The following is a 15,790-nucleotide window of genomic DNA, read 5'->3' as shown; positions in this document are numbered from 1 at the left end:
GAGTTATTAAAATTTTGAAATCAATTAACTATTAGCATAGTTTTTATCGGTTGTAGAAGTCCCTAAACCTTTGTTTTTCTTGTATGTTTGAACGCGTTTATCAAACCTTTCGTAATCTGAATTATTAGATTTATACTCAGGAATTAAACGTTTCATTTTAAGAACGATGTTGTTATTTTGGAAACGATTCGTAATACACAGTTCTTCTATAGACGTTTTAATTTTTTCGTAATCTAACTCACGAGTCTTACTAATTAAAATTTTCTTGTGATACGTAGATAAGGTGTTTTCACCATTAGCCAATAATTCTTCATATAACTTCTCACCTGGTCTTAAACCTGTGATTTTGATATCAATATCCTCTGGGTATCTTAAACCAGATAATTTAATCATGTTCTTAGCTAAATCAAATATTTTAACAGATTCTCCCATATCAAATATGAAAATTTCTCCACCTTTACCCATAGTTCCAGCTTCTAAAACGAGTTGAGAAGCTTCAGGAATAGTCATAAAATATCTTGTGATTTCACTATCAGTTACCGTTAAAGGTCCTCCTTGGTCAATTTGTTTTTTAAATAACGGAATAACAGATCCATTAGAGCCTAATACATTTCCAAACCTAGTTGTAATAAACTTCGTTTTGCTCTCTTTTTGAAGACAAGAAATATACATTTCTGCCATACGCTTGGTAGCGCCCATTACACTTGTTGGGTTTACCGCTTTATCCGTAGATACAAAAACAAATTTCTTAACACTATATCTAGAAGCCGTGTCGGCTAATAATTTTGTGCCATTCACATTAATTTTTATAGCCTCATAAGGTGTTTTCTCCATTAATGGTACGTGCTTATAAGCTGCAGCATGAAAAACCATAGTTGGCTTGTATTCCTGAAAAATACTGTCAATTCTTAATCCATCACGAATATCTGCTACAATGGCTGTATAACTTCTTTTTCCTGCACGTTTTAAATCTTGCTCAACATCATATAAAGGTGATTCAGCTTGATCAACCAAAATCAAATGTTTCACATTAAACTCAGCCAACTGTCTAACCAACTCACTACCAATAGAGCCAGCAGCACCAGTAACTAAAACAGTTTCACCAGTAAACTCATTCTCTAAATTCGGGTTGTTTATTTCAATTGGTGCACGACCTAATAAATCTTCAATTTGTACTTGTTTAATTTGAGTTGAACTCAATTCACCGTTTATCCAATTCTCAATAGGTGGTACTTTTGTTATTTTAACATCAACATCAGATAAATTATCTACTAAAGCAATTAATCTCGCTGGTCCTATGCCTACAGAAGCCACAACAATTTCATCAATATTATTTGCCGCGGCAAACTCAGATGTAATACGATTAAAAGCCATAATTGGCACACCGTCAATATTCTTTCCTTTTTTCTTAACGTTATCATCAATAAAACCGACTACAATATAGCTAGAAGCTGTATTATTTAATAACGCATTATAAGTAATAATTCCTTGATCTCCTGCTCCATAAATTAAAATACGTTTTGTTGATAATAATTTACATTGCACATGCTTGAAACCCATTTTAAATATTAATCGACTAGCACTTAAAAACAAAAAACTAATAATAGCATGAAAAGCTATTATCGTTCTAGGTATGGTGAAATTAGAAACAAACTGAAATTTATTATTAACTAGAACAAAAGCACAAGTTATAACAGCAATTAATGCTACTGCCTTAAATAAGTTAACCACATCAGTAAAACCTGTATGGCGTATCACACTTTTAAATGAGCCTATAATTAAAAAACTAATTAATGCCACTGTAAAAACAAAAGGTAATTGCAGAGTAAATTGCTCTACATTAAAATCTAATGAAAAATTAAACCTTATAAAGTAGGCCATACAAAAGGTTATCATCACTATCGTTAAATCGATAGCCAAAACAAGCCATTTTGAGGCATATTTCTGAGAGTATGAGGCGAAGTAATTTTTAATCATAAGTTTGGGGTATTATTGATTATTTCTAAAATTCTATTTAAGTCGTCGTTAGTTAAATTCGAACCACTTGGCAAGCACAATCCTTTTTCAAAAAGATCCTCTGAGGTTCCGTCAGAAAAATGCAAACAATCTTTAAAAACAGGTTGTGTGTGCATAGGTTTCCATAATGGTCTCGATTCAATATCGTCTTCTAACAACGTTAATCTTATTTTTTCACGAGTTTCAAACGAGTCTGTTTTTATACAGGTTATCCATCTATTAGAATAACTTCCAGCAGGTTCGTCTACAAACTCTATGGTATTAAAACCAGATAAATGTTTTTTATAAAACTCATAATTAGCACGTCTCGCAGAAACTCTATTATTCAAAACTTCCATTTGTCCGCGTCCTATTCCGGCTAAAACATTACTCATTCTGTAATTATAACCTACATGAGAGTGTTGGTAGTGTGGGGCATCATCTCTAGCTTGTGTCGATAAAAACACAGCTTTATCTTTTAATGCTTTTGTTTTAGTAATTAAAGCACCACCACCAGAAGTTGTAATTATTTTATTTCCGTTAAAAGATAAGATGCCAAAATCAGAAAGCGTTCCACACGCTTTATCATGATAAGTACTACCTAAAGCCTCTGCACTATCTTCAACAACGGCAATGTCATATTTTTCGGCAATAGCATTAATTTCATTCGCTTTATATGGCATACCATATAAATGAACCGCTACAATTGCTTTTGGTTTTTTATTTTTTTCTATTCTATCTTTTATGGCAATTTCAAGTAATTCAGGAGACATATTCCATGTATCCTTTTCACTATCAATAAAAACAGGAGTTGCTCCTAAATACATAATAGGATTTGCAGATGCAGAAAAAGTAAAACTCTGGCATAATACTTCATCGCCTTTTGATACGCCTATTAATTCTAAAGCTAAGTGAATCGATGCTGTTCCAGAACTTAGAACCGCAACCTCATTTTGAGAACCTAAATAAGATTTGATATCATCTTCAAAACCATTTACATTTGGTCCTAAAGGTGCTATCCAATTTGTCTCAAAAGCATCGTTTACATACTTCTGCTCATTACCACCCATGTGTGGTGAAGACAAATAAATTTTAGTTTTTGTTAGCATTTACATTTTATTTAATAACATTAATTATGCCAGCTGTTATATTTTTTAACAGTATTCTAAATAAACATTTGTTATAATATTTTCCCTCTACAGATATACTACTAAGTGTTTAATCAAATATTGGCCTAATTCTTTTCTAAAACATCCTATAAAATCTACTTTTAAATTCTAATAATCAAGGGTTTCAAATTAAACGTCCTTGGAGAGTATTAAATAATTTTATAAAACATAATAAATCAATTTGCTATTAATCCATTTAAATTATGCATTCTCTGATGGTGTAAATTTACTAATTGTTTTTAAGTAGAAATGCTACTTTGGTTTTAATTCGCTAAAACTATTATAAAAATCGGTTAAATACAGTTAGCTGTTTAGTTCATAGTGAATCTTTTGTAACTCGTCGATGTCGAAAAGAACTACAAAGCTAATTCCTCTTCCGTAAACCTACGTAGATACACGTATGTAAAGGCGAATAAAATAGTTGATTACTTTTATTATGGTCTATTAAAAGGACATTTTACTTATTCTATAACAAAACCTCAGTTTTCATTAGAGAAAAACATGCCTTAGCTTGATTCAATTATCAGTTTATTAGTTTTTTACATATTTCAATACTATTTATTAGGTTAGAACTACTAGGATAAATAACGCTTCCATTAACATAATAACCAATAAAAAATTATGCTTAACCTCTATTCATTTCAATAAATCTTAAGTTTTCAATAAAAAATAATGACCTCTCCCCTATTCTTTCCCCTCTCCATATTATTCAGTTTAATCAAAAAAAAAAAGATAACATTAACATAGCGGCAAAGCAAAAACGTAAAATGCGTCATAAACCAAACCCTTAATTCCTTGTTATGTTTTATGTTCTTTATTAAATAAAAAAACTACATAGCTAAATACCTATTATAAAGACTACATAAATACACACATAGAACAATTAGTTAATTAAACACCTCTTTTTATTTCAATTCCCTTTTTTAAAGAAGACTTCATCGGGTATCTTAACACAATAATGACTTTAATCGGTAAAAAAGCAACCTTAATATAGTTTACTAAACGAGTTAAATATATTTTTCACATATTTGCTCATTAATAAATTAAAATCCCATTTTTATATGACTGCTGGCTTAATAAAAACTTTAAAAGGAAAACACATTTTAGTTACAGGTGGAGCTGGCTTTATTGGTTCCAATTTAATTGAAGTTTTATTAGACCATAATATAAAGGTGACCTGTTTAGATAATTTTTCTACCGGAAAAAGAAAAAACTTAGCCCCTTTTATATCAAACACAAACTTTAATCTTGTTGAAGGTGATATTAGAAAACTAGACGATTGCCATAAAGCCTGTAATACTGTCGATTTAGTATTGCATGAAGCTGCTTTAGGTTCTGTACCACGCTCTATCAATGATCCTATCACTACAAACGACGTTAATATTTCTGGGTTCTTAAACATGTTAGTCGCTGCTAGAGACGCAGGGGTTTCTCGTTTTGTGTATGCCGCAAGCTCATCTACTTATGGTGATCATGAAGCTTTACCTAAAGTTGAAGAGACTATTGGTAAACCTTTATCGCCTTACGCGATTACAAAATATGTTAACGAGTTGTATGCCGATATTTTCCATACCACTTATAATTTAGATGTTGTTGGACTGCGTTATTTCAATGTTTTTGGAAAAAGACAAGATCCTAATGGTGCTTATGCCGCAGTAATCCCAAAATTTGTTCAACAATTCGTAAGTCACGAGTCACCTATTATAAATGGAGACGGAAGTTATTCAAGAGATTTTACATATATTGATAACGTAGTTCAAATGAATTTACGTGCGCTTACCACAACAAATAAAGACGCCTTAAACACGGTGTACAATGTGGCTTATGGCGAACGTACAACATTAAAAGAATTGACTACGCTTTTAAAAACATATTTATCAGAATTTGATGATAATATAAAAAACGTAGAAATTAAACATAGAGACAACAGAGCTGGAGACATTCCTCATTCTCTAGCCTCAATCAATAAAGCAAAAACATTATTAGGCTACGCGCCAGAATTCGATATTAATGCCGGTCTAAAAGAAGCGGTATCTTGGTATTGGGAAAACTTATAAATTAATAGAATTATGGAAATTAAAAGTATATGCTGCATAGGTGCAGGTTATGTTGGTGGCCCTACTATGGCTGTTATAGCAAAAAACAATCCACATTTAAAAATTACGATTGTAGATATTAACCAAGCCCGTATTGATGCTTGGAACGATACTGATGTCTCTAAGCTTCCAATTTACGAGCCAGGATTAGCCGATATTGTAAAAGAAACGCGGGGGGAAAATTTATTTTTCTCTACAGATATCGATAAAGCTATTGATGAAGCTGAAATGATTTTTATATCTGTAAACACGCCTACTAAAACCTACGGAAAAGGAAAAGGTATGGCAGCCGATTTAAAATACATTGAATTATGTGCCCGTAATATTGCCGATGTTGCTAAAACTGATAAAATAGTTGTTGAAAAATCGACTTTACCAGTGAGAACAGCCGAGGCTATTAAAAGTATTTTACACAATACAGGTAAAGATATAAATTTTTACATTCTATCTAACCCTGAGTTTTTAGCGGAAGGTACAGCTGTAGAAGATTTATTAAATCCAGACCGTGTTTTAATTGGAGGAGAATCTGAAGAAGCTATTGAAGCCTTAGCTCATATTTATAGCAGTTGGGTGGCAGACGATAGAATTTTACGCACCAATTTATGGTCGTCGGAGTTATCTAAACTTACCGCAAACGCTTTTTTAGCACAACGTATATCGTCTATTAATTCAATTTCAGAATTATGCGAGCTTACAGGTGCTAATGTTAACGAAGTAGCCAAAGCCATTGGAATGGATTCTAGAATTGGATCAAAATTCCTTAAAGCTTCTGTTGGTTTTGGAGGGTCATGCTTTCAAAAAGACATTTTAAACCTCGTTTATATTGCTCGAAGTTATAGTTTAACTGAAGTTGCCGATTATTGGGAAAAAGTCATTAGCATGAACGATCACCAAAAAAGACGTTTTTCCGATCGCTTAATAAAAACACTTTACAATACCGTTTCCGGGAAAAAAATAGCGCTTTTAGGTTGGGCTTTTAAAAAGGATACAAACGATACCCGTGAATCTGCGGCTATTTATGTGGCAGATCATTTATTAAACGAACAAGCCAACATTACGGTTTTCGATCCCAAAGTACCGCATACTAAAGTACAAACCGATTTAAATTATTTAAACACACGAAGCGAAGCAGAAAATGAATCAGGCGCTATAAGCGTAGATTCTGCTTACGACGCTGCAAACGATGCCCACGCTATTGCTATTATGACAGAATGGGACGAGTTTAAAACCTACGATTGGAAAACAATCTACAGCAACATGAAAAAACCGGCCTTCATTTTTGATGGTAGAAACATTTTAGATAAAACTGAAATGGAACAGATAGGATTCGACTATTATTCAATAGGACAATAAATTACTATGAACAAAGACAAAATAGCTGTAATAGGTTTAGGATATGTAGGTTTACCTTTAGCAAGATTGTTTGCTACGAAGTTTAATATTGTTGGTTTCGATATTAATCAAAGTAGAATAGACGAGCTGTCTAAAGGTGTTGACTCTACCTTAGAAGTTGAAGAAGAGGTGTTGAAATCCGTTTTAAAAACGTCTCAAAACGATCAAAATGGCTTAATTTGTTCTTCTAATTTAGATGATATTAGAGACTGTAACTATTACATTATTACAGTACCAACCCCTATTGATAAAAATAATAGACCCGATTTAACACCATTGTACAAATCGAGTAAAACTGTTGCCAAGGTCCTTAAAAAAGGAGATATCGTGATATATGAATCTACTGTATACCCAGGTGTAACTGAAGATGAATGTGTTCCTATTCTAGAAAAAATAAGTGGTTTAAAATTCAACGAAGACTTTTTCGCTGGCTATTCTCCAGAACGTATCAATCCAGGTGATAAATTACACACTATAGATAAAATTTTAAAAGTAACTGCCGGTTCTACTCCAGAAATAGGTAAAAAAGTAGATGACTTGTACGCAAGTATCATTACGGCAGGTACGCACCTCGCTCCTACTATTAAAGTAGCCGAAGCTGCAAAAGTTATTGAGAACTCACAACGCGATATCAATATTGCTTTTGTAAACGAGCTAGCTAAAATATTCAACCTTATGGATATTGATACCCATGCCGTTTTAGAAGCTGCTGGTACCAAATGGAACTTTTTACCTTTTAAACCAGGTTTGGTTGGCGGACACTGTATTGGTGTCGACCCCTATTATTTAGCTCAAAAAGCGCAAGAAGTAGGTTATCATCCTGAAATTATTTTAGCGGGGCGTCGTGTAAACGATGGCATGGGACAATACGTAGCATCCGAAGTTGTAAAACTAATGATCAAAAACGACATTCATATTAAACATGCTAGTATATTGATGTTAGGTATTACATTTAAAGAAAACTGTCCTGATGTTAGAAATAGCAAATCTGTTGGTGTCGTTAAAGAATTACAAAGTTATGGAGCTAATATTACTATTTATGATCCTTGGGCAAACCCAAAAGAAGTAAATCATGAATATGGATTAAATACTAACTATACATTACCTAATGAAAAATTTGATACAATTGTCTTAACTGTAGCTCATAAAGAGTTTTTACTTCTAGATACTACAATATTATTAAAGACAAAAGGTGTAATATATGATGTTAAGTCTGTGCTAAATAAAAATATAAGTAAACGTTTATAAACTATAATAACCAATAATTTTGAGTCAAATAAAAAAAGGTGCATTACTAAATTATATAACTGTGTTTTTAACAAATATAGTAGGTTTATTTATAACTCCGTTTATACTAAATCACCTTGGTAAATCTGAGTATGGTATTTATACAGCTATCGGAGCCTTAGTCGGTACTATTTCTGTTTTAGATTTAGGGTTAAATAATACTATAATACGTTTTGTTGCTAAATACAAGGCAGAAAAGGACCGAAGATCTGAAGAAAATTTTTTAGCTACAACAATGCTCATCTATATTGCTATTTCTATTGTCATTACTATTATTGGCTTCATTTTTTATGGACATATCGATAGCTACTTTACTAAAATGAATTCGGAAGAAATAAATATATCTAAAACTATATTTATACTGTTAATCTTTAATTTAGCTATAGGATTGCCTGGAGGAAGCTTTGTAGCTATATGTTATGGATATGAAAACTTTGTTTTTCCCAAATCAATTAATATAATAAGATACCTATTAAGAACTATTGTTGTTGTTGCAATATTGCTAGTGGGTGGCAAAGCGATTGCTTTAGTAATTATTGATACCGTATTCAATATTTTATTCATGTTAACTGAAGCATACTTTGTTTTTTTCAAATTAAAAGTAAAAATAAAATTACATTACTTCAGCTCAGCTTTTTTAAAGAAAATATTCAGCTACTCAATTTGGATTTTTGTTTATGGTATAGTTGCTCAATTTCAATGGAAATCAGGACAAATCGTTCTAGGTAATTTTTCTAATACCGAAGTGCTAGCAGTATATGCCATAGGTTTAACTTTAGGTAGTTATTATGGCGCATTTTCGTCTGCTATAACAGGTGTGTTTCTTCCAAGGGCAACTCAAATGATTGTAAATAATGCATCGCCAGCAGAGCTTACAGATACAATGATAAAGATAGGCCGAGTATCATTTATAGTATTAATGTATGTTTTGGGTGCTTTTTACTTATATGGCAAACAATTTGTTTTTCTATGGGTTGGTGAATCATACTATGATTCATATATTATTGCTTTAATCATTATGGTTGTATATACAATACCACTAGTTCAAGGGTTTACAGGCCCATTAATAGAGGCTCAAAATAAGGTTGCTTTTAAGGCTATAGTTTATTTGATTTTTTTAGCATTCGGAACACTTTTAGGGTTTTTCTTAGCAAAACAACATGGAGCAATAGGAATGATTGGGGGAACTGTTATCGGATGGTTTATCGCTCAAAATATCATGAATGTATTTTATCATAGAGTATTAAAACTCGACATATTACGTTTTTTTAGAGAATTATTTAGTAAGATATTAATTACTTTTCTATTCATACTAACTGTAGGTTATTTAATTAACTATATCCCAGGTGATGGGTGGATTAATTTTATAATAAAAGCTAGTTTTTACTCAATAGTCTTTATAATTTTAATGTATAAATTTGGTACCATTACCTATGAAAAAGACCTGTTTTCAGGAATACTCGCCAAAATAAAAAAATAATTAATGAAAAGAAAAATTAGAAAGCTCATATGGAATATCCTTGGTATTGATTATGACCAAGCATTAAACATACATGATTATATATTTTTAAAAAATGATAAATTCTCCCAAATAGGATATAAGACATATGATAATGGTGCCTTAGTTTGGAGATGGACAGACGCTCCTTTAATAATCGGTAAATTCTGTAGCATAGCAAATAATGTGAGGTTTATTGTTGATGAAGGACATCATAACTCTTCTCATATCACAAACTTCCCACTTGCTAATAATTTATTCAAAGAAGAATTACTACAGTCTAATTCAGGAATAGCTCATGAAATTATTAATAAAATAAAACAAAAAGAAGGTATAATCATCGGTAATGATGTTTGGATAGGTATGGGCTCTCTTATAATGCCAGGAGTAACTATTGGAAACGGAGTAACTATTGGAGCTAACTCCGTGGTAACAAAAAATATTCCTGATTATGCTATAGCTTTAGGCAGTCCTGCTAGGGTTATTAAATTAAAACACTCTACCGAAGATATAAAAAAATTAAATAGAATAGCTTGGTGGGATTGGGATGTAAAAGTTGTTAAATATAGAATAGCCGATTTCTATTCTAATAATCAAAACTTTATCCAAAAATATCACAAATAACTGTTATAAGAAAAAAATAATTATGAAAAAAATTGCGTTTATAATTGAGTCCTTACAATGTGGAGGCGCGGAAAAAAGCCTTGTTACATTATTACAAAATATAGATTGTGAAACTTATAATATAGATCTAATAGTTAACATAGATAATTCAGCTTTTCAAAAATTTGTTCCGAAAAATGTAAATATTAATGTTATTAATATTTACTCTGAAGTGAATCCATTAACTATGTTTTATTTAAGATTGCTTTTTAAAATTAGAAAAACATTAAATAAAAAGAATAAACATCATATCGCACAATTACATTGGAAAACTTTTGGAAAACAAATTAAAAAATTAGATAAAGTGTATGATATTGCTGTAGCATACAATCAAGGTTTTGCTACTTATTATACTGCTGAAAAAGTAAAAGCAGATAAAAAGTTTGCCTGGCTAAATATAGATTATCAAAAAGCAGGGTACAACATTAAATTTGATTTAAACAAATATCAGGTGTTTAATACGGTAGTAACCGTTTCGGATGAATGTAATGAATCATTTGTATCAGAACTAAAAAAAATTAATCATACCATAAAAACAACTGTTATTAAAGATATTACGGACGTAGATATTGTGAATAAATTGAGTTCAGAACACCAGGGACTAATTCCCAATGATAACCTTATAAATATTTGTTCGGTAGGCCGTTTAGCTGAGCAAAAAGGTTGGCACCTTGCAATTGAAGCACTTGAAATATTAATAAAAAAAGGCAGAAATATTAAGTGGTATATTATTGGTGAAGGTCCAAAGAGAAATGAATTAGAGCGCTTAATAGAAAAAAAACAACTTAAAAATAATTTAATTTTATTAGGATATAAAGAAAACCCTTACCCATATATAAAATCTTGCAATATTTATGTCCAAACATCTTTGTTTGAAGGATTAGGGTTAACTGTTATTGAGGCTGCTATATTAAACAAACCTATTGTGACAACAAACTTTCCAACAGCATATACCATTATTAACAATGAAAAAACTGGTTTAATATGTGATATGAATTCAAATTCTATAGCAAAAGCCATTGAAACTTATATAGAAAACAAAGAGTTTACCGATTTTATCGTAAACAATTTATCTATCAAAGAAAATACAGATAAAGAAGATTCCTTGGAGAAAATATCTCTTTTACTGAATTAACACCATAACCAATTAATTATGAATATAAAAACAATAACATGTCACGAAGTCTACAATTACGGGGCTAGTTTACAAGAATATGCCCTACTTGCCTATTTAGAAAAATTAGGCCATAATACTGAAACTATTCATTATAAACCTGCATATTTATGCGACCGATACAATTTTTGGTATATCGGTAATAAAAAATTTGAAAAGTATCTTCTTACCAAAATAATGTATATCATTATCAAATTACCCCAAAGGTTACGATTCTTAAGAAGAAAAAAGAATTTTGATAATTTCTCAGCAAAACATATCAAATCAACCAAGTCATTATATAGAACCAATGAGGAGTTGAAACGAAATCTTCCTGAAGCAGACATCTACATTTGTGGAAGTGACCAAATATGGAATTCCTTTTTTCAAAACGGAAAGGATCCTGCTTTTTATTTAAATTTTGTGCCTCAAAATAAATTAAAAATATCCTATGCAGCCAGTTTCGCTATCGAGAAACTGGAAGATAATATAAAAGAATTTGTAAAAACAAACATATCAAACTTACATCATATTTCAGTAAGGGAATCATCTGGTAAAACTATTCTTGAAGACTTAGAAATAAAAAACGTTACACAAGTTCTTGATCCTGTCTTTTTATTAAATAAACAAGAATGGTTTAAACTTGAAAATAATTTAAAAATAAAAGAAGATTACATATTTATTTATGATTTTGATTCTAACCCTTCAATAAAAGAGATGGCTGAGAGAGTCCGACAAAAAACAGGTTGGAAAATAATATCTGTTAATGAAAATATTAAATATGCAGATAAAAACTTTTGGCATAAAGGTCCAAGCTCTTTTTTAAATTTGATAAAAGACGCTAAATTTGTAATATCTAATAGCTTTCACGCAGTTGCCTTCTCTATTATTTTTGAAAAAGATTTTGTAGTATTTAATAGAACATCTAATATAAATACTAGAATGAGAGACTTATTAGACTCTATAAAATTAAATAATCTTTTAATTTTAGATACGGATATGATAGAGAACCATGAACTTAACTCTATTAACTATAGTGTGGTAAACAAATATCTAAATAATTTAATAAACAGCTCTAAAACTTTCTTAGAAGATGCTATCGAAAATTAAACTACTATACATAACAAATCAAATTTGCGGTGCAGCCGGTCTAGAAAGAGTCCTATCCATAAAAGCACGTTTATTGGCAGAAAATTACGGATATGATGTGCACATAATTACCTTAAACCAAGGTAAAACAGAACTTTTCTATGATTTTGGAAATAGTATAACTCATCACGATGTTTTAGTGTATGGAAATCCATTGATATATATATATAAGTATATTAAAGAGCTAAAACATAAAGTTAAGTTAATCAATCCTGATATTATTTGTGTTTGTGATGACGGTTTAAAAGGTTTTTTTTTACCATTAATTTTAAGAAAACCTTGCCCTATGATTTATGAAAGACATGTATCAAAAGAAATTCAAAATACAACAGATAATTTTAATGTTTTAATTTGGTTAAAGAATAAGATCATATTTAATTTAATGTATTTTGGAGGTAGAAGATATGATAAATTTGTTGTTTTAACAGAGGGAAATCTAAGAGAATGGCCGTTAAAAAACATCATGGTTATTAGCAATCCTTTATCATTTAAAAAAGAGGTCGTCAAAAGTAATTTAGATAAAAACATTGTATTAGCTGTCGGTAGGCAGAGTTTTCAAAAGGGATATGATAGATTATTACTTATATGGCAGAAACTAGCCTTATCCTATCCAGATTGGGAATTACATATTTATGGTAAAAAAGATACTTCTTTAAAATTAGATGAAATAACAAATAATTATAATATAAATTCATCCGTTAAATTTTTTGATCCCGTAAAAGATATAAGTCAAGTTTACCAAAAAGCATCTATCTTTGTCCTTTCTTCACGATTTGAAGGCTTTGGAATGGTTTTAACAGAAGCAATGCTACATGGTGTACCATGTGTTTCTTTTGATTGTCCCTACGGTCCATCGGATATTATTAATCATAATAAGAACGGTTTTCTGATAAAAAACGGAAATATACAAGATTTTTCTGAAGCTATATCTCGACTTATAGAAAAAAAAGATCTAAGAAAGTTAATGGGAAGACAAGCCATAGATGACGCTTTAAAATTCAGCCCAACAATTATATTAGACCAATGGAATACTCTATTTAAATCACTAATAAAATGAAACGTATATTATTAATAATTCCCTATGGTAGTGTTGGAGGAATGGAGCGTTTAGCTTTACATTTTTATAATTATTATAAAAGCACTGGACATCAAATCAAAGTTGTTAAGTTTTTTGGATTGAAGTCAGATATCATTAATTTTAATAATGATGAATATGCGCTTTTGAATAAAGACCTTTCTGAATTATCATTAACAAAAAGAATAACGTTTTATCTTTCTGCACCATTTAAACTAAGAAAAATTATAAAAAAAGAAAAAATAACATATAGCATAGCTTTTGGGGATATGGCTAATATTTTTTCTTCATTAACAAAAACGAATGATTATAAAATAGGAAGTATCCATGCTTTAAAAAGTGTTGAGCTTAATAGTAAAAGCATATTCACAAAACTAATAAAAACCTCTTACAGAACTGTTTACAAAAACCTAGATAAGGTTGTTTGCATTAGTGCTGCAATAAAAAAAGACCTTATTACCAATTGTAATTATAAATTCCGTGAAAATTTAGAGGTTATCTATAATCCTCATGATGTTATAGACATTCGAAGATTAGCCGAAGAAACTATTGATTTACCTGATGAAAAAAAACTATTTAGCGCAGAGTATCAAAACATTGTTTTTATTGGCAGAATTTCTTTTCAAAAGTCACCCTGGCATATTATTAATGCATTTAATTTGCTCCTAAAAAATAAAAAAAATGTGAATTTAATATTTATCGGTGACGGTGACCCCAAAGTACTAGAATACATAAAAAACTTAATAACAAAATATAATATAGAATCACATATTTATTTTTTGGGAAGAAAAAGCAACCCCTATAAATACTTAAAAAAAGCAGATGCCTTAGTTTTATCTTCATATTATGAGGGTACTCCTAATGTAATTGTAGAAGCAATTGCATTAAACACAATGGTTGTTAGTTCGAACTGTACAGAAGGTATAATGGAACTAATGAGTTTAGAAAATCACACGAAAAGCACCAATAATATTACGGTAGAAGCAGGAATAATAACACCTAATTTATATAAAGGGTTTTTAGGCTTTCCAAAAAGCACTAACTATATGGAGGAAGAAAAACAACTGGCTATTGCATTAGAGGAAACTTTAAACATTCAAAAAATAAAACCTCATAGAGAACTAAATTCTAAATTATTAGAAAAATTTGATTTAGAGTATGTTTCAAAACAATATTTGACTAAAGCTTAAATACAACAGAATTATGTTCGACTTTATACCATTAGAATATTACTCCTTTTATTTTTATCAAATAATCTTTTTAACTTGTGTGATAACTTACCTTCATACTTTAGTTTTAAGTGGTTACGAACAAAAAACTTATAATTATAATCGAAATCTATCTTTTATATTACTAACGTTCATTTTAGCGTACATGGGGTTTCGACCTATTAGCGGTATTTATTTCGTTGATATGGCTACTTATGCGAGAACGTTTGAGCAGTTTAAGCATGGAATGCAAGTAAGTCCTGATGGTGATATCGCCTTTGAATTATTTATAAAGGGATGCTCAAATATAATGACTGTGGAAATGTTTTTTTTATTGTGTGCGATAATTTATGTTGTCCCCTTATTTCTTGCAGTCAAAACCTGGTTTCCACGCTATTATTTTTTTGCATTTTTACTTTTAGTGGCTTCTTTTTCTTTCTGGGCATATGGCACAAACGGCATACGCAATGGAATGGCAAGTTCTATATTTATTTTAGGTTTATCTTATATAAAAAGAAATAATATTAAAATGATAATCATTTTAATATTTTCGATAATGTTTCATAAAAGTATGACCTTACCTGTAATAGCTTTGGTGACATCTTTCTTTATGACAGATACTAAAAAATACTTTATGTTCTGGGGACTAAGTATAATATTATCATTGGTGATGGGAGCTTTTTGGGTACAACTATTTGCTTCCTTAGGTTTTGGTGATGATCGGTTAGCAGGCTATTTAACAGCCAAAGCAGACCCTAGTCAATTTAGTTCTACTGGTTTCAGATTTGACTTTCTTATATATAGTGGAGCACCTCTAGCTTTAGCATATTTTTATGTTATCAAAAAAGGTTTTAACGATGTAATTTACAAACATATTTTACACACATATATTATTTCGAATGCTTTTTGGATTATGGTAATACGTGCAAATTTTTCTAATCGATTTGCTTATTTATCTTGGTTTTTAATGGCTTTAGTTGTTGGATACCCATTATTCAAAAAAATATTTTGGGAACACCAATTTAAAAAAATTGGCCTAATTTTATTAATCTATTATAGCTTCACTTACCTTATGTTCTACTATTATGAATTTCGATAAAAATAA

12 protein-coding genes are annotated in these 15,790 nt (G+C 30.4%); 10 read left to right on the top strand and 2 right to left on the bottom strand.

Going from position 1 to position 15,790, the window contains the following annotated elements:
* Nucleotides 1–24: 24 nt before the first annotated feature.
* Nucleotides 25–1,977, bottom strand: coding sequence for a polysaccharide biosynthesis protein (locus GQR98_RS15170; RefSeq protein ID WP_159020243.1), 1,953 nt, complete (start codon nucleotides 1,975–1,977; stop codon nucleotides 25–27).
* Nucleotides 1,974–3,104, bottom strand: coding sequence for an aminotransferase class I/II-fold pyridoxal phosphate-dependent enzyme (locus GQR98_RS15165; protein WP_159020242.1), 1,131 nt, complete (start codon nucleotides 3,102–3,104; stop codon nucleotides 1,974–1,976). Before GQR98_RS15165 ends, GQR98_RS15170 begins: the two co-directional genes overlap by 4 nt.
* A gap of 1,121 nt (nucleotides 3,105–4,225) precedes the next feature.
* On the opposite strand from GQR98_RS15165, the gene GQR98_RS15160 reads away from it, so the two are divergent.
* The 10 genes from GQR98_RS15160 to GQR98_RS15115 are packed head-to-tail and all read left to right on the top strand — an operon-like array spanning nucleotide 4,226 to nucleotide 15,784.
* The gene (locus GQR98_RS15160; protein ID WP_159020241.1) at nucleotides 4,226–5,221 is read left to right on the top strand and encodes an SDR family oxidoreductase; all 996 of its coding nucleotides are present in this window, start codon (nucleotides 4,226–4,228) and stop codon (nucleotides 5,219–5,221) included.
* A 12-nt stretch (nucleotides 5,222–5,233) separates the two neighbouring features.
* Nucleotides 5,234–6,613, top strand: a complete 1,380-nt coding sequence (locus GQR98_RS15155) for a nucleotide sugar dehydrogenase (RefSeq protein ID WP_159020240.1) — start codon at nucleotides 5,234–5,236, stop codon at nucleotides 6,611–6,613.
* Between the two features lie 6 nt (nucleotides 6,614–6,619).
* Nucleotides 6,620–7,900 (top strand): nucleotide sugar dehydrogenase, encoded by a 1,281-nt coding sequence (locus tag GQR98_RS15150; protein ID WP_159020239.1) that lies wholly within the window; start codon nucleotides 6,620–6,622, stop codon nucleotides 7,898–7,900.
* 19 nt (nucleotides 7,901–7,919) lie between these two features.
* Nucleotides 7,920–9,419 (top strand): lipopolysaccharide biosynthesis protein, encoded by a 1,500-nt coding sequence (locus tag GQR98_RS15145; protein WP_159020238.1) that lies wholly within the window; start codon nucleotides 7,920–7,922, stop codon nucleotides 9,417–9,419.
* Between the two features lie 3 nt (nucleotides 9,420–9,422).
* On the top strand, nucleotides 9,423–10,061 hold the full coding sequence (locus GQR98_RS15140; RefSeq protein WP_159020237.1) for a CatB-related O-acetyltransferase: 639 nt from the start codon (nucleotides 9,423–9,425) through the stop codon (nucleotides 10,059–10,061).
* A gap of 22 nt (nucleotides 10,062–10,083) precedes the next feature.
* Complete coding sequence (locus tag GQR98_RS15135) at nucleotides 10,084–11,235, top strand: glycosyltransferase (protein WP_159020236.1); 1,152 nt, start codon at nucleotides 10,084–10,086, stop codon at nucleotides 11,233–11,235.
* An 18-nt stretch (nucleotides 11,236–11,253) separates the two neighbouring features.
* Entirely contained in the window at nucleotides 11,254–12,363 is a 1,110-nt protein-coding gene (locus GQR98_RS15130; RefSeq protein WP_159020235.1) for a polysaccharide pyruvyl transferase family protein, read from the top strand.
* Entirely contained in the window at nucleotides 12,347–13,459 is a 1,113-nt protein-coding gene (locus tag GQR98_RS15125) for a glycosyltransferase family 4 protein (protein ID WP_159020234.1), read from the top strand. Before GQR98_RS15130 ends, GQR98_RS15125 begins: the two co-directional genes overlap by 17 nt.
* Nucleotides 13,456–14,667, top strand: a complete 1,212-nt coding sequence (locus tag GQR98_RS15120; RefSeq protein WP_159020233.1) for a glycosyltransferase — start codon at nucleotides 13,456–13,458, stop codon at nucleotides 14,665–14,667. Before GQR98_RS15125 ends, GQR98_RS15120 begins: the two co-directional genes overlap by 4 nt.
* Nucleotides 14,668–14,680: 13 nt before the next feature.
* Nucleotides 14,681–15,784 carry an EpsG family protein gene (locus tag GQR98_RS15115; RefSeq protein ID WP_159020232.1) on the top strand — a complete coding sequence of 368 codons (1,104 nt, stop codon included), beginning with the start codon at nucleotides 14,681–14,683 and terminating at the stop codon, nucleotides 15,782–15,784.
* Nucleotides 15,785–15,790: the final 6 nt, after the last annotated feature.

Origin of the sequence: Algibacter sp. L3A6, from assembly GCF_009796825.1 — a bacterium.
In the GTDB taxonomy this organism is placed as follows: Bacteria; Bacteroidota; Bacteroidia; order Flavobacteriales; family Flavobacteriaceae; genus Algibacter.
This window is presented reverse-complemented; position numbering and strand designations above follow the sequence as displayed.

Bases quoted from the DNA above. Each gene is read 5' to 3' on its own strand.
- GQR98_RS15135 (WP_159020236.1), top strand. From the start codon at position 10,084: ATGAAAAAAATTGCGTTTATAATTGAGTCCTTACAATGTGGAGGCGCG.
- GQR98_RS15115 (WP_159020232.1), top strand. From the start codon at position 14,681: ATGTTCGACTTTATACCATTAGAATATTACTCCTTTTATTTTTATCAA.
- GQR98_RS15140 (WP_159020237.1), top strand. From the start codon at position 9,423: ATGAAAAGAAAAATTAGAAAGCTCATATGGAATATCCTTGGTATTGAT.
- GQR98_RS15155 (WP_159020240.1), top strand. From the start codon at position 5,234: ATGGAAATTAAAAGTATATGCTGCATAGGTGCAGGTTATGTTGGTGGC.
- GQR98_RS15120 (WP_159020233.1), top strand. From the start codon at position 13,456: ATGAAACGTATATTATTAATAATTCCCTATGGTAGTGTTGGAGGAATG.
- GQR98_RS15160 (WP_159020241.1), top strand. From the start codon at position 4,226: ATGACTGCTGGCTTAATAAAAACTTTAAAAGGAAAACACATTTTAGTT.
- GQR98_RS15130 (WP_159020235.1), top strand. From the start codon at position 11,254: ATGAATATAAAAACAATAACATGTCACGAAGTCTACAATTACGGGGCT.
- GQR98_RS15150 (WP_159020239.1), top strand. From the start codon at position 6,620: ATGAACAAAGACAAAATAGCTGTAATAGGTTTAGGATATGTAGGTTTA.
- GQR98_RS15165 (WP_159020242.1), bottom strand. From the start codon at position 3,104: ATGCTAACAAAAACTAAAATTTATTTGTCTTCACCACACATGGGTGGT.
- GQR98_RS15125 (WP_159020234.1), top strand. From the start codon at position 12,347: ATGCTATCGAAAATTAAACTACTATACATAACAAATCAAATTTGCGGT.
- GQR98_RS15170 (WP_159020243.1), bottom strand. From the start codon at position 1,977: ATGATTAAAAATTACTTCGCCTCATACTCTCAGAAATATGCCTCAAAA.